This is a genomic window from Gordonia sp. (in: high G+C Gram-positive bacteria) (assembly GCF_047606305.1).
Taxonomy (GTDB): domain Bacteria; phylum Actinomycetota; class Actinomycetes; order Mycobacteriales; family Mycobacteriaceae; genus Gordonia.
In genome coordinates, this window is record NZ_JASGER010000010.1 from 1 (window position 1) to 18230 (window position 18230).

The following is an 18230-nucleotide window of genomic DNA, read 5'->3' on the forward strand; positions in this document are numbered from 1 at the left end:
CAGGACGGCCCGGGCCAGCAGGGCCCGGGCCAGCAGGGCCCGGGCGACCACCGCGGCCACGACGACCGGGGACGTGACCACCGCGACCACCGCGGCCACGACCGTGGTCGTGACCACCGCGGCCCGCGCTACGACGATCGCCACGGCCCGAAGTACGGCCCGAAGTGGATCCGCACCCACCAGCGCTGTGGCTTCATGTGGCGTGGCACCAAGTACGTGAACCGCTACTCGGGCTACACCATCTGCGTCCGCCCGGGTCAGTACCCGCCGCGCTGACGCTCGACGACCGACCGGCCGCGACCCTGATTTCGGGGTCGCGGCCGTTGTCGTTTTCCGGTGCGGGGAACCAGATCGACGCCCCCTCCGTTGTCCGATTTCGGGCAATTGTCGCCGCCGACGTATGAGGATGAGGACACCATGACCGCCACCCCCGCCCCGCCGCGCACGCCGGGCCCGGCCCCTGCCGCGCCCGCGAACCGGAACTACGACCCCTCGCCCGTCCCCGTCGCGGCGTTGCTCACCGCACCGATCGCCGGGGTCATCGGCGCGATCTGCTGGCGCATCGGCGAGCTGGGCATCGGCACGACGATCACGGGACTGTCGGTCCTCGCACTCATCCTCGGCACGGCACCGGCCGCGTTCCGCCGCGAGGATCGGGCCTACTGGGTCCCGCTCGCCGTCGGCATCGCCGGGCTCCTGGTGGTCCCGACCGTCCTCGACGCCTACTGGGTGCGCGGGATCTGTCTGTTCGTGGCCATCTGCGCGGGCCTGCTGCTGTTCGTGCGCGCCCATAACCTCACCGGCGTGTGGGTGGCGGCCCTCGCGCCGCTGGTCGCGCCGTTCGTCGCGCTGATCGAACCGTTCCGCCGTCGACGACCGGCCACACCCCGGTCCGCGCCGTCGATCTCGCGCGGCCGTCGCGCACTGCTGGCGACCGTCGTCGGCGCGGTGACGCTGGTCCTGCTGCTGATCTTCGGGGCGCTGTTCGCCGGTGCCGACCCGACTTTCGGCAAGCTCTTCTCCTTCGACCTCGACTTCAGCATCTCCGGCGACCTCGTGGCCGCCGTCGCCGCCGGCACCTTCATCGCCTGGGTGACGCTCACCGGCGCCTTCCTGGCGCACGCCCGCTTCTCCTACCCCGAGCGCACCGGTCGCCGCTATCCGCCGTCGTGGACGTGGGCGGTGCCGATCGGCGCCCTGCTCGCCCTGTTCGTTCTGTTCCTGGGCGTGCAGGCCCGCGCGATGTTCGGCGGGGACGACTACGTGCAGCGCACCGCCAACCTCAGCTACTCGCAGTACGCCGTTCAGGGGTTCTGGCAGCTGCTGACCGTGACCCTGCTGGTCATCCTCGTCGCGACCGCCGCCTGGTGGTTCATCGACGCCGCCGACGCCGGTCAACGCCGCACCGCACGGATCCTGCTCGGCGGGCTCTGCGCCGCGACCCTGCTCGTCGTCGTGTCGGCCTTCTTGCGCATGGAGCGCTACATCAACGCCTACGGCGCCACCCGCGACCGGGTATTCGGCCTCTATTTCGAGGTGTTCCTCGCCGCGGTGATCATCGCGATCATGGCCGTCGGCATCCGCTTCGACGCCACGCCGCTGGTGCGCCGGGTCATCCTGCTGACCGTCTTCTCCGCGCTGGGTCTGGCCCTGCTCAACCCTGATCGGATGATCGCCAAGACCAACGTCGACCGGGCGATCGCCGCGCCGAACGCGACCCCGAAGGTCGACGACTGGTACCTCGGCAGCCTCTCGGCCGACGCCTACGGCCAGCTGCAGCGCCTGCCCGAGCCGGCGAAGGCCTGCGCCACCTGGCGCTTCTACCGCATGCACGGCACCGAGCACAGCTGGCGCGAGTTCAACCTCTCGCGTCACCGCGTCCCGGACAGGGCCCCGGTGCCCGACCAGGGGCCGGGCGACTGTGGCCGGTTCTCCTACTGACGACCGCAGAACTTACCGTGGAGTAAGGTAGGGGCATGTCCTCAGCGAACCCGCGCCCGAGCGCGACTTACAAGTTGCGACGCCGACTGCCCAAGAATGCAATCGGCAACGCCCTCTTCTCCGTCGGCATGGTGGCCAAGGTGCCCTACTTCGGCACCATCCTGCCGCTGGTCACCGAGATGGAGCCCGGCTACTGCAAGGTGACCGCACCGAACTGGAAGGGCGTGCACAACCACATCGGCACCTTCCACGCGATCGCGGCCTGCAACCTCGCCGAGACCGCCATGGGAATGCTCATGGAGGCGACCACTCCCACTACCCATCGCTGGATCCCGAAGGCGATGAACACCCAGTACCTGGCGAAGGCACAAACCCGGCTCACGGCCGAGGCGCGTCTGGCCGAGGACATCGACTGGGACACGGTGACCGAGGGCCGCGACGTCGTCGTCAACGTCGCCGTGCGCGACACCGACGGCAACGAGGTCGTCCACTGCGACATCACCACCTGGGTCACGCCGGCCTGACCTGACCAATTTCGTCCGCTATGGCTCACGCGGAGGGCAGATTGCCGTCCGTGCGAGCTATAGCGACCGAAGTTGGTCACCGATGACGATCGCCGCCATCATGATCGTCGCGTGCGGTCCGCTGCTGACGTTGGGCAGGATCGACCCGTCGACCACCCGCAGGCCCCGCACCCCGTCGACGGCGCCGAGCCAGTCGGTGCGCTCCCCCATCGCCAAGGCGCCCCACGCGTGCTGCGAGGTGCCGATCACCGGGTCGACGTGGACGGACCCGTCGACCACGTGCTCGGCAAGGTCGGCCGACGACAGCACCTCCACGACGCGCGCCACCGCGTCGTCGACCGGTCCGATGGGCGCCAAGTGGACGTCGAGCCGATCCCCGTCGAGTCGTAGCTCCCCCGCCTGCGCGGGACGCATCTCGGCCACCCCGACGGCCGGCGAGGAGCGCCGCGCACCCTGGATGAAGCGGGCGAAGTCGTCGGCGTACAACCGGATCTCCGCCCCTCCGGCGGTGTGCACGACACTCGGCAGCAGCACCGGGGCGGGTTCGGGTCGCGTCCTGGCCGAATAGCGCACGAGGATCTCCCGATGCTCGAACACCGGCAGCGGACCCGGGAGCACACCGGAAGCCATCAGCAGCGCCGCGGTGCCGAGGGTTCCGGCGCACAGGATCACCTCACCGGCGCGCAGTTCCCCGCCGGATGCCAGTCGCACCCCCGCCACGCGGCCCCGCTCGACGAGCAGCCCGCCGACGGGACTCCCCGGGCGCACGTCCAGATTCGGCCGTCGGCTCGCCGGATCGAGGTAGGCGTCGGCGGCCGTCCACCGGCGCCCGCCCCGATGGTTCACCGGAACCCGCTGCACCCCGATCCCCGGCCAGGGTCGAGGTGGGGTGCGCGGCCACGCCCGTTCCAGCGAGCGGACCACCGGCGGCGGCACGTGGAGCGAGTCCACGGTCATCGTCCCGCCGTTGCCCCAGCCGTCGAGCTCGTCGTAGGCCTGGGAGATGGTCACCGTGTCGAACGGCCCGCCCCAGCCGTCGAAATCGTCGTGGTGGGCCCGCAGGAAGTATCCGCCGTTGACCACCGACGACCCGCCGACCGCGTGTCCGCGGACGAGGGGCGGGCGGTCGCCGTACCACCGCGCACAGGGGGCGGGATGTGTCGGCGACCCCAGCACCAGCCGGTCCAACCGCCGGGAATCGTCGTCGGCGGGGACGACCGGCCCGGCCTCGACGACGACGACCCGCCGCTGCGGGTCGCGCGAGAGCCGTTCGGCCACCACGCACCCGGCGCTGCCGGCGCCGACGACCAGGACGTCTGCGCTCATCGGGTGAAGACCGGCAGCAGGGCGGTCGGGTCGCGACGGGTGAGCGCGCCCTGCCACAGGCCGGTGCCGTAGGCGAGGTCGTCGAGGCGGCGCAACACGAAGAAGGAGAGCGGGTCGATCCGCGGGATCCGGTGTTCGGCGCGCGCCAGGCGCACCCACGCGACAGCGGCGTCGGCGAGGGCGATCCGCACGAACAACCGGCGCAACCGCCGCGAGGCGAGCGCGCCGAGCACCGCGATCGGCCAATAGTGCCGGGTGACCGCGCTACCGGTCTGCAGCAGTCCGTTGCCCGCCGCCTGGGCGGTCAACCGGACTGCCACCCGGTTGCGGTCGGGCAGCGCGGCGAGGCGGGCGCGCAACCGCCACCCCGCCACCCCCAGGGCGACGGCCGCCACGACCAGGCCGAGACGGGTACGAGTCAGCAGCGCCGCCAGGGCGAGCGCGATCGATCCCCCCATCGCCAGCGGCGCCGCCGCCCGACCGTGGCGCTCGGCGAGGAAGGCCGCGCCGGTGCCGTAGAAGCGCCGACGGTCGAGCATCGCCGACAGCGCGGTGCGATGGTCGTGGGCGACCCGGGCGATGGGGTCGTACCGCAACTGCCACCCGTCGGCGCTCATCCGCCAGCACAGGTCGACGTCCTCGGCGACGCGCAGACCCTCGTCGAAGCCGGGAAACGCGCTGCGCCGCACGGCCATCGCGGCGCTCGGCACGTAGGGCACCCGCCCACCCGGGGTGACGGCCGATTCGCGCGCGCCCATGTCCAGGGACGACGCCGCGGCCTCATACCGCCCGATCGGACCGGTGTTGCGCGTCGGCAGCCCGACGATGCGCGGCGCGGCCAGACCGACCGCGGGGTCGGAGAAGTGCCCGAGCAGTGCGGCGAGCCAGTCGCCACAGCCGCCCCGGGCCGCCGCGCCCTCGACGAGCGGCACCACGTCGGAGTCGAGGAAGACCACGATCTCGGTGTCGGCCAGCGCGGCTCCGCGGTTGCGGGCCGCCGCCGGCCCCCGATTGGTCTCGAGCCGCTCCAGGCGCACCCCGTCGGGAACGGCGAGCGGCACCGCGGACCCGTCGTCGACGACGATGACGTTCAGTCCGCGCAGGGACTCGAGGAGCCGGTCGAGGCCCGCCTGGTTGTCGCGGACCGGGACGACGACCGTCACCTCGTCGGCCCGGGGTCCCGACATCGGCCTGGGGTGCGCGACACCACGGTCGAGCAGGGTGCGCGCCAGGGAGCGCGTGCCGTCGTCGCGCACGGTGATCCGACCGTCGTCGTCGATCATCGCCGCGGCCCGGTCGGACACGGTGAGCAGCCTGGTCGGCGATCCGCCGATGAGGCGCCGCCAATCGCCGTCCACGTCGCACGTCGGGTCGATCTGCACCTGGAAGCCGCTGGGCAGCTCGGTCTCGCGGGTCATCGCACGCGCCCCCGGTCCCCGGGTTCCCAGCGGGCCAGGGCACCGACCAGCTCGTCGACCATGCCGGCCATCAGCCGGGCGCCGTGTCCGGCGTCGGCGGTGGTCGGGTCGCCGAGCACGCCGTTGGGGGCGACCGCCGCCACGCCGCCGCGTCGCAGGTCGTCGAGGATCTCGGCGATCGGCTCGGTGCGACCGGGCACCGCGGCGGCCAGGTCGACGACCTCGGGTGCGAAGGACAGCAGCATCGAGGTCTCGGTGTGGCCGGCGTGGGCGTCGCCGCCGGCGGGCGCGCAGGCGAACCAGGCGGCATCGCGCCCCTCCTCGCGCAGTTGGGGAACGGCCGCCATCAGCGTCGCGATGTTGCCGCCGTGGCCGTTGACGAACACCAGGCGCGACGCCCAGTCGAAGGCGCTGCGCCCGTATTCGACCAGGAGCGACCGCAACGCCTCGTGGCCGATGGAGACGGTGCCGGGGAAGGACTGGTGCTCGCCGCTCGCACCGTAGGACAGCGCCGGCGCGACGAGTGCGGGCGGACCGACCACGGCGGCCGCGCGATCGGCCACCTCGACGGCGATGCGGGTGTCGGTGTCGAGCGGCAGGTGCGGTCCGTGCTGTTCGGTGGCGCCGAGCGGCACCAGCACGAGGACGTCGTGACCGGCGATGTCGGTCGACGATCGTGCGCCCAACTGCGCATCGGTCATTGGGCCGAGTCTAGTCGGGCCGGTCACCGCGCGACACCGGAGATTCCGGCTTCGACACCGTCGACCGAGCACTTGCTTGGTGTGCCATGCTGGAGGGTAATCACCAACTGACATCGGGTGTGATCACACGCCCGGGACTACTTGCGGAGGATCACCCATGACCAACGACTCAGGCCGTCCCGGCCCGCTCAGCTCGATCCGCGTCCTCGAGTTCGCCGGCATCGGCCCCGGGCCACACGCGGCGATGCTGCTCGCCGACCTGGGTGCCGACGTGGTGCGCATCCAGCGGCCCGGCGACCTGCCGCAGGAGGGTCGCAACGCCGACATGCTGCTGCGCGGCCGCCGCGTGATCGAGGCCAACCTGAAGAACCCCGCGGACCGCGAGACCATCCTCGCGCTGGTCGAGAAGGCCGACGTCATCATCGAGGGCTTCCGGCCCGGCGTCATGGAGCGCCTCGGATTCGGCCCCGACGACCTCGAGGCCGTCAACCCGCGCCTGGTGTACGGCCGCATGACCGGCTGGGGCCAGGATGGCCCGCGCGCCAATCTGGCGGGCCACGACATGAACTACATCTCGCTGACCGGGATGCTGCACGCCATCGGGCGCGCCGACGAGAAGCCCACTCCGCCGCTCAACCTCGTCGGCGACTTCGGCGGCGGGTCGATGTTCCTCGTCGTCGGCATCCTCGCGGCACTCGTCGAGCGGGACGTGTCCGGCAAGGGGCAGGTCATCGACGCGGCCATGGTCGACGGGGCGTCGGTGCTGGGCCAGATGATGTGGTCGTTCCGCGGCACCGGCCTGTGGCAGGACAAGCGCGGGGCGAACCTCCTGGACACCGGCGCACCGTTCTACGAGGTCTACGAGACCTCCGATGGCAAGTGGATGGCCGTCGGCGCGATCGAGCCGCAGTTCTACGCCGAGCTGCTCAAGGGCATGGGCCTGGAGGGCGAAGACCTCCCGCACCAGCTGGACATGGGCCGCTGGGACGAGTTGAAGACCAGGTTCACCGAGGTGTTCAAGACCAAGACGCGCGACGAGTGGGCGGCCGTCTTCGACGGCACCGACGCCTGCGTCTCGCCGATCCTCGACTTCACCGAGGCACCGCAGGACCCGCACCTGGCCGCGCGCGGCACGCTCGTCGAGATCGACGGTGTCATGCAGGCGCAGGTGGCGCCGCGCTTCTCGCGCACCAAGCCGGCGACCCCGACCGGGCCGCAGCGCACCGCCAGCGATCCCGCGACGATCTGGAAGGACTGACCTAGACCTTGGAACTGCCCATGTCGATCGCGAACTCCGCACCGGTGACGGCGTTGGCCGTCGCCAGGTAGAGCACCGCGTCGGAGAGGTCGTCGAGGCTGGCCACCGGGTAGTGGTTCATCATCGACGGGAAGTGCTCGCCGAAGGTGTCGAAGGCCTTGAAGGCCTCGGTGTCCTCGAGCGCCATCGCCGTGTGCACGGCGTAGGGGTGCACCGTGTTGACGCGGATGTGCTTGGGCCCGAGTTCCTTGGCCGCCGACTGGGCCAGGCCGCGCAGGCCGAACTTCGACGCCGAGTACGACGACTGCATCGGCATCGCCTTGAGCCCGGCCGTCGACGAGATGATGGTGATCGAGCCACCGTTCTTGGCCTCGAGCATCGGCGGGATGGCCGCCTTGAGGGTCTTCCAGGTGCCGACGAGGTTGATCTCGACGACGTCGTCGAACTGCGCCTCGGTGAGCTCCCAGGTCAGGCCCCAGGTGAGGATGCCCGCATTGGCGACGACGTGGTCGAGGCGGCCGAACTGCTCGACGCCCTCGGCCACGAGCTCCTGCTGGAACTTGAGGTCGCGGGTGTCGCCCTGCTTGGCGAGGATCTTGCCGCCGGCCTCCTCGACGAGGCGGACGGTCTCGGCGAGATCGGCCTCGGTCGCCGTCGGATAGGTCTGGTGGTCGGCGATCTGCTTGGCGATGTCCATGCCGATGATCGACGCACCCTCGGCGGCGAACCGCAGTGCGTGATTACGTCCCTGACCTCGGGCGATTCCGGTGATGTAGACGACCTGGCCGTCGAACTTTCCCATAACCGGAAACTGTAACACGTTCTAGTTTCGGCGCGGCGGCCGAACGCCGGTGCGCTACGGCACTTCCGCCGGGGATCAAGAATCAAGCGACCGCAGGTAGCGGTCGGTCATCAGGTCCTGGATCTTCCGCGAGATCGGACCGCCCAACCTCGAGAGCAGCGTCTGCGGGCGGGAGAAGGCCGACACGGTCAACGAGACCGAGCCGTCCGGACTCCGCGAGAGGACGAAGCGCTCCTCCCCCGATTCGGGGTGGCCGGGCAGCGTGCCGTAACCGAATCCCTTGCGGTCGGGTTCGTCGACGACGTACACGACCCGGCACGGGATGCGCAGGGCGACCGGACCGACGCCCATCGTCATGAGCATCACCGTCCCCTCCTGCAGCGGGACGTCGGCGGCCCACACGCGCAGTCCGGAGCGGGCCTGGACCTGGCAGCTCAGCAGCTCGTCGGCGGCCCGGTCGAAGTCCCGGCGGCGCAGCACCGCGGACTTGTCGAAGTTGCGGTACCCGCGCACCGGTCCGACCGCCGTCCGCCCCACCTCGTCGTAGGTGAGGGGTGCCGCCCGCAATCGTGCGGCCTGCGCGTCGCCGAGCGGACGGACGGGATGCGACGGCACGGCCTCAGCCGTCCTCGCAGCGGCGGCGCACTTCCTCGAGGTTCGCCGTCATCGCGTCGCGGAATCCGGCGAGTCGGCGGGCGATGATGCGGCCCTCCAGCTCGGGGTTGGCGTCGATGGCCGCCTTCAGTGGCGACGGGGCGAGTCCGATGCGCGCGAACTGCCGCACGACCGATCCCTCGCGCGACGGGTCGACCTCGAATCCCCACTGCGCCCAGGGCTCAAGGTCGCCGGTCTCATTCGGCCCGCTCGCGCCGCTCCCGGCACCGGCATTGACCGACCACACCCAGCGGCGGCCCGGTTCGACGTCGACGACGGTGCAGACCGTCTCCGTCTTGCCGACGTTCTCGATCTCGTTGCGCCCGACGAAGCGCGCACCGACGACTGGGCCGTCGGCGCCGTCGAGCCACTGCGCGTCCTGCAGCTCACCGGGCAGGTCGACGGGGAGCCGGATGTCGGTGACCGCCGCCCAGACCTGCTCGGGCGGGGCGGAGACCTTCGTCTCGACTTCGACGGTGGGCTGGTCGCGGTAGCGCATGTCAGCCGCCGAACCGCCGCTCGAAGCCCTCGGGGATGTAGAGGTCCTCGCGGCCCAGCTTGGCGATGTCGTCCTTGCCCAGGCCCATCAGCGCCGAGTCGACGCCCATCTGCATGAGGTCGAGGACGTTCTCGACGCCGGCCTGTCCGTTGGCGGCCAGCCCCCACAGGTAGGCGCGACCGATCATGACGGCCTTGGCGCCGAGGGCGAGGGCCTTCACCACGTCACTGCCGCGACGGATACCGCCGTCGAGGAGGACCTCGATGTCCTTGCCGACCGCGTCGGCGATCGGGCCGAGCATGCGGATCGTCGCGGGCGTCCCGTCGAGGTTGTTGCCGCCGTGGTTGGACACCGAGATCGCGGACACGCCGGCGTCGACGGCCTTCTTGGCGTCGTCGAGTCGGGTGACGCCCTTGAGCATGAACGGCCCGTCCCACTGCTCACGCAACCACTTGATGTCCTCCCACGTCGGCGGCGGGGTGTTCATCCACGTGCCGTACACGTCGAAGAAGGTCGGGCCCTGCTCCCCCTTGTGCGCGATGTTGGGCGCGCACAGGTCGGGGATGGTCAGCTTTCCACGGCGGAACCAGCTCGTCGCGAAGCGCGGCTTGGTCACCATCTCCGGCGCCATCTTGGCGACGGCCTTGAGGTCGACCTGCTCGGGGATCTCCGGGCTCCCCCAGTCGCGGCCCACATTGAAGACCCAGTCGGTGGTGACGATGAGCCCCTTGCAGCCGGCCTCCTTGGCGCGCTGCGCGCGGGCGAGGATGTCGTCGCGACTGCCCAGCCAATAGATCTGGAAGAAGATCTTGTCGTTGACGGCGGTGACCTCTTCGACCGGCTTGCTGGCGAAGCTCGACAGTCCCATCGCGGTGCCGCGGTTGGCGGCGGCCCGGGCGACGGCCACCTCACCCTCGGGGTTGACCGCTTGCACGCCGGTGGGCGAGATGATCACCGGCAGCGGAAGGTCCTGCCCCATCACCGTCGTGCCGAGGTTGCGCTCGGCGGGGGCACCGACGACGTGCGGCGCCCAGGTGAGCTCGGAGAACGCATCCATGTTGTCGTTGAGGGTGACACCCGCCTGGGTGCCGGCCACCAGGGACGAGTAGATCGTCTTGGGCAGCCGCTTCTGCGCGCGGCGCTGGGCCTCCCCGACGGTTTCGAACCAGGGGTTGCGGCGCCACGGGTTGAGCTCGGCGATCTTGCCCATCTATGAGTCTCCTAGGGGTGTTTGGTGGGACGTCAGCAGGAGCTGCAGCCCGACGCGGTCGTCGGCGCGAATCCGGCGAGCGGGTTCTCGTCACAGTCGCGCGAGGGCGGTCGGGTCATGAGCGTGAGGGGTACGCCCCGCGAGTGGTCTTTGTTGGCCGTCGGCTTGCTGCGCTCACCGGCGAGGAGCGCTTCGCCGTAACCCTGGACGCACTCGGGGTCGGGGCCGTCCATCGGCAGGCCGGTGAAGAACTTGGCGGCCATGCAGCCGCCCCGGCAGGCGTCGTAGTGGTTGCACGACGCGCAGGCGCCGGCGCTCTGCGGCTCGCGCAGCGAGGTGAACAGGTCCGAGCGCTGCCAGATCTCCTGGAACCCGCCGTCGGTGGCGATGTTGCCGGCCAGGAAGTTCTCGTGGATGGCGAACGGGCAGGCATAGACGTCGCCGACCGGGTCGATCAGGCAGACCACCCGACCGGCACCGCACAGGTTCAAACCCGGAAGTCCGCTGCCACCGCCGGCGGCATTGGGCCCGCTCGCTGCGCTCCCGGCGCCCGACGAAAACGCCGAGAGGTGGAAGAAGGAGTCACCGGTCAGAACGTTGTCGCCGTGGGCGACGAGCCAGTTGTACAGCTCGCGCTGCTGTTCGGGCAGCGGATGCAGGTCGTCCCACACGTCGGCGCCGCGGCCCGACGGGCGCAGGCGGGTGATGCGCAGGGTCGCGTTGTAGCGGTCGGCAAGCGCCTTGAACTCGTCGAGCTGGGCGACGTTCTCGCGGGTCATGACGACGCTGATCTTCGCGTCGGCGAACCCGGCGTCGCGCAGGTTCTCCAACGCGCGCACGGCCATGTCGAAGGAGCCGGGTCCGCGCACCGCGTCGTTGACCTCCGCGGTCGCCCCGTCGAGCGAGATCTGCACGTCGACGTAGTCCGAGGCGGCCAGTCGCCGCGCGACCTCGGGGGTGATGCGCAGACCGTTGGTGGAGAACTTCACGCCGACCTGGTGGTCGGTGGCGTAGTCGACGAGCTCCCAGAAGTCCGGGCGCACGGTCGGCTCGCCGCCGCCGATGTTGACGTAGAAGACCTGCATGCGCTGCAGCTCGTCGATGATCGCCTTGCACTGCTCGGTGGACAGCTCGCGCGGGTCGCGCTTGCCCGAGCTGGACAGGCAGTGCACGCAGGCGAGGTTGCAGGCGTAGGTGAGTTCCCACGTCAGGCAGATCGGGGCGTCGAGCCCGCGTTCGAACTGGTCGACGAGGCGGCCGACGGCGGGCGGCTTCTCAAGAGTGGTCACTGGGCTGGCTCCTGAAGGCGGATGATCATGCCGGAATCGGCCAACGCGGTGAGCGCCTGCACGTAGAGCGGGCGGGCGGCGGCGTCGATACCGGCGGCGGTGAGGGCTGAGTCGGCGTCGGGGAAATCCTGCAGGGTCTGCACGATGCCGACGACGGTCGTGTTCTTGAGGAACGAGAGCTTGCGGGTGCCGAAGTGGTAGAGCAGCGCGCCGAAGGGCTCGGGGCGCACGGCCACCTTCGGGTTGAGCCGCCACGCAGCACCGAGGTCAAAAGCGGCGGCACCCGCCCCGGCGGCCTGCTGGCCGCCGGGGTGAGTCGCCGAAGCGGGGGCACTCATCAGTAGACCCCGCACATCCCGTCGATCGAGACCTCCTCGACCAGCGATTCGCTGACGAGTTCGGTGTCGTTGACGTTTGCCTGATCGGCCATGATCCAACCTCCTGTGGGCTAGTGATGTGGATCACGACCGAATATAATGGCACCGAGTGCAGTTAACAACCCCCAGGTTTGGGAATGGAGGAGTCGTGAGCCGTCGACCGGTCACCACACGGACGCGGATCAGCGACGTCGCCATCGACCTGTTCGACCGCGACGGCTTCGAGGAGACCAGCGTCGACGACGTCGCCACGGCCGCCGGCATCGCCCGGCGAACCCTGTTCCGCTACTACCCGTCGAAGAACGCGATCGCCTGGGGCGACTTCGACGCCCACCTCGACGACATGCGGGCGCTGCTGGAGGGACTTCCCGACGACCTTCCGCTCGCCGACGCGTTGGCCCGGGCGCTCGTCGAGTTCAACGACGTGCCCGACGACCAGGTCGCACGGCACCGTCGTCGGATGCGGCTGCTGCTGACCGTGCCGGCCCTGCAGGCGCATTCGATGTTGATGTACGCCGATTGGCGCCAGACGATCGCGGGCTACGCCGCGCGGCGGCTGCACCAGGGTGCCGACGACTACCAGCCGCAGCTCATCGGATGGCTGGCCCTCGGGACCGCTCTGGCCGCTTATGATCAGTGGCTTGCCGATCCCCTCGATCCGGGGGCGCAGGGCCTGCGCGCACTGCTCGTGGAGGGCAGCCGGTTGCTGGCGGTCGGCATCGACGCCGCGCTCTCGCACACCGGCCCGGCAGTACGCTAAATTAGAACACGTTCTAAATCTGGATGGAGAGGACGGCTGATGGCCGACGACTTGACCCCGCACGGCTCGCGCAGCGTCATCCTGACCGTCGCCGAGGTCGTCGACGAGACGGCCGACGCGCGCAGCATCGTCTTCGAGGTCCCCGAGGCGATGAGCGAGAAGTTCACCGACTACGACCCGGGTCAGTTCCTCACCCTGCGCATCCCGAGCGATCAGACCGGATCGGTCGCGCGCTGTTACTCGCTCGCGTCCTCGTCGGCCACCGACGACAAGCCGAAGGTCACCGTCAAGCGCACCCCCGACGGCTACGGGTCGAACTGGGTCTGCGACAACCTCGCGGCCGGCTCGCAGATCGAGGCACTGCCGCCGTCGGGCGTGTTCACCCCCGCCAACATCCACGTCCCGCTGCTGCTGATCGCCGCCGGGTCGGGCGTCACCCCGGTGATGTCGATCCTCAAGACCGCGCTCAAGATGGGCACCGGCCCGATCACCTTCTTCTACGCCAACCGCGGCGAGGGCGACGTGATCTTCGCCGACGAGCTGCGCGAGCTGCAGCAGGCCAATCCGGGGCGGCTCACGCTGGTGCACTGGCTCGAGTCGCTGCAGGGACTGCCGAGCGTGCGCGCCCTGGCCACCTTCTTCAAGCCGATGGCTACTACGCACTCGGCGTACATCTGCGGGCCGGGGCCGTTCATGGACGCCGTGCACGAGGGACTGTCGAAGGCCAAGTTCGACCACCACAACGTTCACACCGAGGTCTACAACTCGCTGACCGGCGACCCGTTCGTCGACGTCGAGCACGAAGCCGTCTCCGAGGAGGAGGCCGCCGAGGCCGCCCAAGTGGAGGTCGAGCTGGACGGCGAGACGCACACGCTGGCGTGGCCGCGCAGTCGCACGCTGATCGACATCATGTTGGCCGCCGGGCTCGACGCCCCGTACTCCTGCCAGGAGGGCGAGTGCGGTTCCTGCGCCTGCACCCTGTCGGAGGGCACGGTGGAGATGGAGAACTCCGGTGCGCTCGATCCCGACGACATCGCCGACGGCTACATCCTCGGCTGCCAGGCGCGGCCGACTTCGGACAATCTGAAGATCGAGTTCTGATCTGCCCTAGTGTGGGAGACATGTCGAACAAAGAACTCCTGGCCAAGATCACGAGCAACGACGTCCTCGCCCGCGCCCTGTCGGTGATCCTCCTGGTCCCCGGGGTCCTGCACTTCGCCGTTCCCAAGCCGTTCGACTCGATCGTCCCGGACGAGCTGCCCGGCGACAAGCGGGCCTACACGTATGTCTCCGGTGTCGCCGAGGTCGGCATCGGTGCCGCGGTCCTCGTCCCGTCTCTGCGTCGACGCGCGGCTCTTCTCGCGGCGGCGCTGTTCACCGCGGTCTTCCCCGCCAACGTCAACATGGTCCGCCTCTGGCAGGACAAGGGGCCGCTCATGAAGGGCATCGCCGTCGCGCGCCTGCCGCTGCAGATCCCGATGATCATCCTGGCGATCCTGGTCTGGCGCGGCGCGAAGAAGCCGAGCGACGCGCAGGCATAGCCCGCCCGATCGCCGAGCGTGCCCAGAATCTCGCCGAGCGTGCCCAGAATCTCGTCGAGCGTGCCCGGATTCTCGTCGAGCGTGCCCAGAATCTCGCCGAGCGTGCCTAGCCGTTCCGCTCGTCCCGCCAGCGGCACAGGGCCTCGGCCTGCGAAAGGCCGTAGTCCGGGCCGCCCGCGTCGACGGTGAGCAGCCCGATCCCCAGATCGGCCATCGCGTCGGCCTCCTTCAGCAGCCCGCCACTCCCCTTGCGGCGACCGCCCACGGCGACGGACCGCTCGATCTGCGCCGGATCGCGCCCGACGTCGGCGCAGTGCCGGGCCAACACCTCCGACTTGTGTCGATAGGCGTCGGCGTCGGCGAAGGAATGCCAGATGTCGCCGTACTCGGCGACGAGCCGCAGGGTCTTGCGCTCCCCACTCCCGCCGATCAGCACCGGCAGCTTGCGGGTGGGCGGCGGGTTGAGCCTGCCCCACCGGTCGACGATGCGCGGCATCGCGGCCGCGAGGTCGTTCAGGCGCGAGCCGACGGTGCCGAACTCGTAACCGTACTCGTCGTAGTCCCGCTCAAACCATCCCGATCCGATGCCGAAGATCAGCCGCCCACCGCTGATGTGGTCGACGGTGCGTGCCATGTCGGCGAGCAGCTCGGGGTTGCGGTACGAGTTGCAGGTGACCAGCGCGCCGAGCTCGACCCGGGAGGTCTGCTCGGCCCAGGCGCCCAGCATCGTCCAGCACTCGAAATGCGCCCCGTCGGGGTCGCCGTAGAGCGGGAAGAAGTGGTCCCAGTTGAAGACGATGTCGACGCCGATCTCTTCGGCGCGCAGAACCGCGTCGCGCATCAGCGCGTAGTCGGGGGCTTGCTGGGGTTGGATCTGGACACCGATGCGAATGGTCATCAGCACAGGCTACGACCGATCGGGCCGGTGGGTCCGAGGCCGCCGCCGAGACTCCGGGTCCAGTCGACGGTCAGCGGAGCGAGCGGTAGTGCTTGCGTTCGTCCGGATCGAGATGCTCGACGGCGTAGCCGAGCGCGGTACGGCCCATCTGCGCCGCGTGGACGTCGAGGTAGGCGGTCAGCGTCTCGCGCGACACCCGTTTACCCATCTCGCGCAGCATCCAGCCGAAAGCCTTCTGGATGAGGTCGCGGCGGTCGTCGATGACGGCGGTTGCGACCGCCAGCGTCGCCGACGGATCGCCGGACATCAGATAGGCGTGCGTCCCGATGATCCCGACGCGCCGCTCCCACAGTTCCTCGCTGCCGGCGTATTCGAGGAGTTGGCCGAAATCGCCTGATTCCTGACACCACGCGCCGAGGACCTGCCGGGCCGACGAGTCGACCAGATCCCAGTTGTCCACCCGACCGGCGGCCACCGCGTCGCGATAGTCCTGCACCCAGGAAGCGCGGTCGCCGCCGTCGGATCGTTCGAATCCGTCGACCATGAGCAGGAGGCCGAGCAGGCGCACCTCGTGGAGTTCGTCGCCGAGCAGCGTATTCACCACCGCGGGCGGTGCGCCGCGGAACCGCCGCACCAGTTTCCGCAGAACCGGCACCGGCACGCCTGCGAAGACGTCGCCCTCACCGTATTCGCCCGGACCGGTCTTGAAGAACCACGCCGACGACGCGGCGCGTTCGGGGTCGCCGAGCGCGACGACCTCCGCGCGGATCTGTGCGGCCGACGACATCAGTCGGGCAGCACGTCCTCGATCGGCGTCGGGGTCACGAGCTTGGGGCGCATCTTCATCACGGCGCCGACCTTCCCCGCGCCGGCGACGGCGGTGAGCATCCCGTCGCGGCTGAAGTAGGCCACCCACTTGTGGCCGTCGTCGCTGATGACGTGCACGTCGTCGTCGGCCTTCGGCCAGCCGAGCATCTGGATCTTGAGGTCGTACTGGTCGCTCCAGAAATACGGCACGGCGGGCACGACGGCATGGTCGGTGCCGAGCATCGCCGACGCGACGATCGCCGCCTGCTCGACGGTGTGGTTCCAGTGCTCCGCCCGGCGCTGGGCGCCGCCATGGTCGCGCCAGTTGGCGACGTCGCCGAGCGCGTACACACCGTCGGCGCTGGTCGCCCCGACCTCGTTGCAGGCGATGCCGCCGCCTACCTCGCGGCTGGCCAACTCGATGCCCGACCCCTCGAGGTAGTCGACCACCGGCGTCGACCCGATGCCCACGACGACCAGGTCGGCGTCGACGACCTCGCCACCCGACAGTGTGACGCCGACGGCCTTCCCTCCGTCGACGCGGATCTCGTCAACGCCGGTCCCGGCGCGGACGGCGACGCCCTTTTCGAGGTGTTGCCGGGTGACCAGGTCGCCGATGGTGGTACCGACGGCTTGGGCCAGCGGCGTCGGGGCGGGCTCGACGAGCGTGACGTCGAGACCGAGGGTGTGCAGGCTCGCCGCGGTCTCGCAGCCGATGAACCCGGCGCCGATCACGACCGCCTTCTTGGCCTCGCCGGCCGCCTCGCGCAGACGCTGCGCGTCCTCGACGGTGCGGATCGTGAACACGCCGTCGACGTCCTCGGCGCCGGGGAACGGGCGCGGCAGCAGCCCGGTCGCCAGGACCAGCGCGTCATAGGACTGCCCGTAGGACGACCCGTCGCCGCGGGTCACGCTCACCGTCTTGGCGGTCGGATCGATCGACGCCACCCGCTCACCCGTGCGCAGGTCGATCGACGAATCGGTGAAGAACTCGTCGGGCTTGAGGTCGACGCGGTCGGCGGCGTCGGTCAGCGCATTCTTCGACAGCGGCGGACGGTCGTACGGCGGATGTGACTCCGCGCCGATCATGATGATCGGTCCCTCGTGGCCGCCCGTGCGCAGGTTCTCGGCCGCGCGCACCCCACCCAGACCGGCGCCGACGATCACCACCGTCGCGTCGGAGGCAAGCTTGTCCGTCATCGAAATCCCCTCAGTCGTCGACGCTCTAGGAGAGCGTGCCGCTCACCGGGGTCAACCCCGCGAGCTTCCATCCACCGTCGACATTACGCATCGACGCCCAGCGAGCTAAGGCCACCCTTGGTACCTCTCGCTGCGCGTCGGGCGGTGCGGCCCACAGGTCGACGAACACCAGCACCCGGGCGCGGCCCGCGCCCATCTCCGCGGTACCCGTCCCGACGACCCGCGCGGTCATCACGAGTCGCTGTTCGACGGCGCCGGGCAGCACGACGTCGGCGCCCTGGCTGGCGTATTCGTCGGCGAGTCGGCCGGTCAGGCCGGCGGCCGCCTCGGGGCGCACCGGGGGCTCCCCGGCACGACGGGTCATCAGCGCGGTCGTGGCCTTGGCCGCCGCCGCCATGACGACGGCGCGATCGGGGTCGTCGGCGGTGCGGTCGGTCGTGACGTGCCACCAGCACCCCGCAGCGATCAGGGCGAGCAGGACGGTGATGGCGAGGACCACGCGGCGGCGCATCATGCCTGCCTCGCCTTCTCGACGAGCCAGCGCCCGTCGACCTTGGTCATCGTCACCACGACCGGCACCCGCTTCTCCGTCGTCGCGGCGCCGATCAGCTGCGGGTTCGTCGCCTCCGCCACGACCAGTACCTCGACGGGGCCGTTTGACGACGGCTCGCCGACTAGCGCGGTGGCGAGCACCTGCCCGGTCGACGGCGCGGTCTGTCGGGAGATCTCGCCGGCCAATTCGCCGCGGGCGGCGGCCAGACGCCGGTGCTGCTCGCCGGTGGTCACCGCGAGGACCGAGTCGACGTAACCGCCCGCGTTGCGCGGGTCGGCGGTGAGCATGGTCGTGAGGGCGGCGCGGGCGGCCGATTGCGCCTGCGCGCCGCGGTCGGCTTGCGCGTGGGCTCGCTTGGCGAGGAGCCCGAACAGCACCGCGGCGACGGCGGCCACCACGATGATCGCGGCCACGACGCGCAGGGCGATCGCGAGCGTTCGGCGGCGACGGTCGGCCCGGCGGCGCAATGCCG

General features: G+C 70.4%; 21 protein-coding genes and 1 pseudogene. 7 read left to right on the forward strand and 15 right to left on the reverse strand.

Features of this window, described 5'->3' with window-relative positions; translation table 11 throughout:
* From QM634_RS01560 to QM634_RS01570, 3 genes and pseudogenes are all read left to right on the forward strand, one after another.
* Positions 1-276: pseudogene (locus QM634_RS01560) on the forward strand (hypothetical protein); the annotation flags it as partial.
* A gap of 141 nt (positions 277-417) precedes the next feature.
* Positions 418-1941 (forward strand): DUF4153 domain-containing protein, encoded by a 1524-nt coding sequence (locus tag QM634_RS01565; protein WP_415041020.1) that lies wholly within the window; start codon positions 418-420, stop codon positions 1939-1941.
* Positions 1942-1976: 35 nt separating this feature from the next.
* Positions 1977-2465 carry a hotdog fold domain-containing protein gene (locus QM634_RS01570; RefSeq protein WP_415041021.1) on the forward strand — a complete coding sequence of 163 codons (489 nt, stop codon included), beginning with the start codon at positions 1977-1979 and terminating at the stop codon, positions 2463-2465.
* 57 nt (positions 2466-2522) lie between these two features.
* Here QM634_RS01570 and mftG read toward each other — a convergent pair whose 3' ends face one another.
* The 3 genes from mftG to mftE are packed head-to-tail and all read right to left on the reverse strand — an operon-like array spanning position 2523 to position 5910.
* Positions 2523-3791, reverse strand: a complete 1269-nt coding sequence (gene mftG, locus QM634_RS01575) for a mycofactocin system GMC family oxidoreductase MftG (RefSeq protein ID WP_415041022.1) — start codon at positions 3789-3791, stop codon at positions 2523-2525.
* The gene (gene mftF, locus QM634_RS01580; protein WP_415041023.1) at positions 3788-5209 is read right to left on the reverse strand and encodes a mycofactocin biosynthesis glycosyltransferase MftF; all 1422 of its coding nucleotides are present in this window, start codon (positions 5207-5209) and stop codon (positions 3788-3790) included. Before mftF ends, mftG begins: the two co-directional genes overlap by 4 nt.
* A complete protein-coding gene (gene mftE / locus QM634_RS01585; protein WP_415041024.1) occupies positions 5206-5910 on the reverse strand; it encodes a mycofactocin biosynthesis peptidyl-dipeptidase MftE in 705 nt (234 codons plus the stop codon). Before mftE ends, mftF begins: the two co-directional genes overlap by 4 nt.
* Positions 5911-6067: 157 nt before the next feature.
* On the opposite strand from mftE, the gene QM634_RS01590 reads away from it, so the two are divergent.
* Complete coding sequence (locus QM634_RS01590; RefSeq protein ID WP_415041025.1) at positions 6068-7168, forward strand: CaiB/BaiF CoA transferase family protein; 1101 nt, start codon at positions 6068-6070, stop codon at positions 7166-7168.
* Between the two features lies 1 nt (position 7169).
* Here the strand turns inward: QM634_RS01590 and QM634_RS01595 are convergent, their stop codons facing one another.
* The 7 genes from QM634_RS01595 to mftA all read right to left on the reverse strand — a co-directional run bounded on the left by QM634_RS01595 (position 7170) and on the right by mftA (position 12052).
* Positions 7170-7970 (reverse strand): mycofactocin-coupled SDR family oxidoreductase, encoded by an 801-nt coding sequence (locus QM634_RS01595; RefSeq protein ID WP_415041026.1) that lies wholly within the window; start codon positions 7968-7970, stop codon positions 7170-7172.
* A 75-nt stretch (positions 7971-8045) separates the two neighbouring features.
* Positions 8046-8585, reverse strand: coding sequence for a DUF1990 family protein (locus tag QM634_RS01600; RefSeq protein WP_415041027.1), 540 nt, complete (start codon positions 8583-8585; stop codon positions 8046-8048).
* Between the two features lie 4 nt (positions 8586-8589).
* Positions 8590-9123 carry an SRPBCC family protein gene (locus QM634_RS01605; RefSeq protein ID WP_415041028.1) on the reverse strand — a complete coding sequence of 178 codons (534 nt, stop codon included), beginning with the start codon at positions 9121-9123 and terminating at the stop codon, positions 8590-8592.
* Position 9124: 1 nt separating this feature from the next.
* Entirely contained in the window at positions 9125-10333 is a 1209-nt protein-coding gene (gene mftD / locus QM634_RS01610; protein ID WP_415041029.1) for a pre-mycofactocin synthase MftD, read from the reverse strand.
* A 32-nt stretch (positions 10334-10365) separates the two neighbouring features.
* Complete coding sequence (mftC, locus tag QM634_RS01615) at positions 10366-11622, reverse strand: mycofactocin radical SAM maturase (RefSeq protein ID WP_415041030.1); 1257 nt, start codon at positions 11620-11622, stop codon at positions 10366-10368.
* Positions 11619-11960 (reverse strand): mycofactocin biosynthesis chaperone MftB, encoded by a 342-nt coding sequence (gene mftB, locus QM634_RS01620; RefSeq protein WP_415041031.1) that lies wholly within the window; start codon positions 11958-11960, stop codon positions 11619-11621. The genes mftC and mftB overlap by 4 nt, the downstream gene beginning before the upstream one ends.
* The gene (gene mftA, locus QM634_RS01625) at positions 11960-12052 is read right to left on the reverse strand and encodes a mycofactocin precursor MftA (RefSeq protein ID WP_415041032.1); all 93 of its coding nucleotides are present in this window, start codon (positions 12050-12052) and stop codon (positions 11960-11962) included. The genes mftB and mftA overlap by 1 nt, the downstream gene beginning before the upstream one ends.
* Positions 12053-12147: 95 nt before the next feature.
* Between mftA and mftR the strand changes: the two genes are divergently transcribed.
* From mftR to QM634_RS01640, 3 genes are read left to right on the forward strand one after another with little or no spacing between them, the layout of a single operon-like run.
* Complete coding sequence (mftR, locus tag QM634_RS01630; protein WP_415041033.1) at positions 12148-12759, forward strand: mycofactocin system transcriptional regulator; 612 nt, start codon at positions 12148-12150, stop codon at positions 12757-12759.
* 39 nt (positions 12760-12798) lie between these two features.
* Positions 12799-13860, forward strand: coding sequence for a 2Fe-2S iron-sulfur cluster-binding protein (locus tag QM634_RS01635; RefSeq protein ID WP_415041034.1), 1062 nt, complete (start codon positions 12799-12801; stop codon positions 13858-13860).
* Positions 13861-13880: 20 nt separating this feature from the next.
* Entirely contained in the window at positions 13881-14300 is a 420-nt protein-coding gene (locus tag QM634_RS01640) for a hypothetical protein (protein WP_415041035.1), read from the forward strand.
* Between the two features lie 106 nt (positions 14301-14406).
* Here QM634_RS01640 and QM634_RS01645 read toward each other — a convergent pair whose 3' ends face one another.
* From QM634_RS01645 to QM634_RS01665, 5 genes are all read right to left on the reverse strand, one after another.
* A complete protein-coding gene (locus QM634_RS01645; protein WP_415041036.1) occupies positions 14407-15204 on the reverse strand; it encodes an LLM class F420-dependent oxidoreductase in 798 nt (265 codons plus the stop codon).
* A gap of 64 nt (positions 15205-15268) precedes the next feature.
* The gene (locus QM634_RS01650; RefSeq protein ID WP_415041037.1) at positions 15269-15985 is read right to left on the reverse strand and encodes a DNA alkylation repair protein; all 717 of its coding nucleotides are present in this window, start codon (positions 15983-15985) and stop codon (positions 15269-15271) included.
* Positions 15985-17205 carry an NAD(P)/FAD-dependent oxidoreductase gene (locus QM634_RS01655; RefSeq protein ID WP_415041038.1) on the reverse strand — a complete coding sequence of 407 codons (1221 nt, stop codon included), beginning with the start codon at positions 17203-17205 and terminating at the stop codon, positions 15985-15987. The genes QM634_RS01650 and QM634_RS01655 overlap by 1 nt, the downstream gene beginning before the upstream one ends.
* A gap of 25 nt (positions 17206-17230) precedes the next feature.
* On the reverse strand, positions 17231-17719 hold the full coding sequence (locus QM634_RS01660; protein ID WP_415041039.1) for a hypothetical protein: 489 nt from the start codon (positions 17717-17719) through the stop codon (positions 17231-17233).
* On the reverse strand, positions 17716-18230 hold a 515-nt coding region (locus tag QM634_RS01665; RefSeq protein WP_415041040.1), incomplete at its 5' end, for a hypothetical protein. The genes QM634_RS01660 and QM634_RS01665, both read right to left, overlap by 4 nt.

Bases quoted from the DNA above. Each gene is read 5' to 3' on its own strand.
- QM634_RS01565 (WP_415041020.1), top strand. From the start codon at position 418: ATGACCGCCACCCCCGCCCCGCCGCGCACGCCGGGCCCGGCCCCTGCC.
- QM634_RS01570 (WP_415041021.1), top strand. From the start codon at position 1,977: ATGTCCTCAGCGAACCCGCGCCCGAGCGCGACTTACAAGTTGCGACGC.
- mftG (WP_415041022.1), bottom strand. From the start codon at position 3,791: ATGAGCGCAGACGTCCTGGTCGTCGGCGCCGGCAGCGCCGGGTGCGTG.
- mftF (WP_415041023.1), bottom strand. From the start codon at position 5,209: ATGACCCGCGAGACCGAGCTGCCCAGCGGCTTCCAGGTGCAGATCGAC.
- mftE (WP_415041024.1), bottom strand. From the start codon at position 5,910: ATGACCGATGCGCAGTTGGGCGCACGATCGTCGACCGACATCGCCGGT.
- QM634_RS01590 (WP_415041025.1), top strand. From the start codon at position 6,068: ATGACCAACGACTCAGGCCGTCCCGGCCCGCTCAGCTCGATCCGCGTC.
- QM634_RS01595 (WP_415041026.1), bottom strand. From the start codon at position 7,970: ATGGGAAAGTTCGACGGCCAGGTCGTCTACATCACCGGAATCGCCCGA.
- QM634_RS01605 (WP_415041028.1), bottom strand. From the start codon at position 9,123: ATGCGCTACCGCGACCAGCCCACCGTCGAAGTCGAGACGAAGGTCTCC.
- mftD (WP_415041029.1), bottom strand. From the start codon at position 10,333: ATGGGCAAGATCGCCGAGCTCAACCCGTGGCGCCGCAACCCCTGGTTC.
- mftB (WP_415041031.1), bottom strand. From the start codon at position 11,960: ATGAGTGCCCCCGCTTCGGCGACTCACCCCGGCGGCCAGCAGGCCGCC.
- mftA (WP_415041032.1), bottom strand. From the start codon at position 12,052: ATGGCCGATCAGGCAAACGTCAACGACACCGAACTCGTCAGCGAATCG.
- QM634_RS01635 (WP_415041034.1), top strand. From the start codon at position 12,799: ATGGCCGACGACTTGACCCCGCACGGCTCGCGCAGCGTCATCCTGACC.
- QM634_RS01640 (WP_415041035.1), top strand. From the start codon at position 13,881: ATGTCGAACAAAGAACTCCTGGCCAAGATCACGAGCAACGACGTCCTC.
- QM634_RS01650 (WP_415041037.1), bottom strand. From the start codon at position 15,985: ATGTCGTCGGCCGCACAGATCCGCGCGGAGGTCGTCGCGCTCGGCGAC.
- QM634_RS01655 (WP_415041038.1), bottom strand. From the start codon at position 17,205: ATGACGGACAAGCTTGCCTCCGACGCGACGGTGGTGATCGTCGGCGCC.
- QM634_RS01660 (WP_415041039.1), bottom strand. From the start codon at position 17,719: ATGATGCGCCGCCGCGTGGTCCTCGCCATCACCGTCCTGCTCGCCCTG.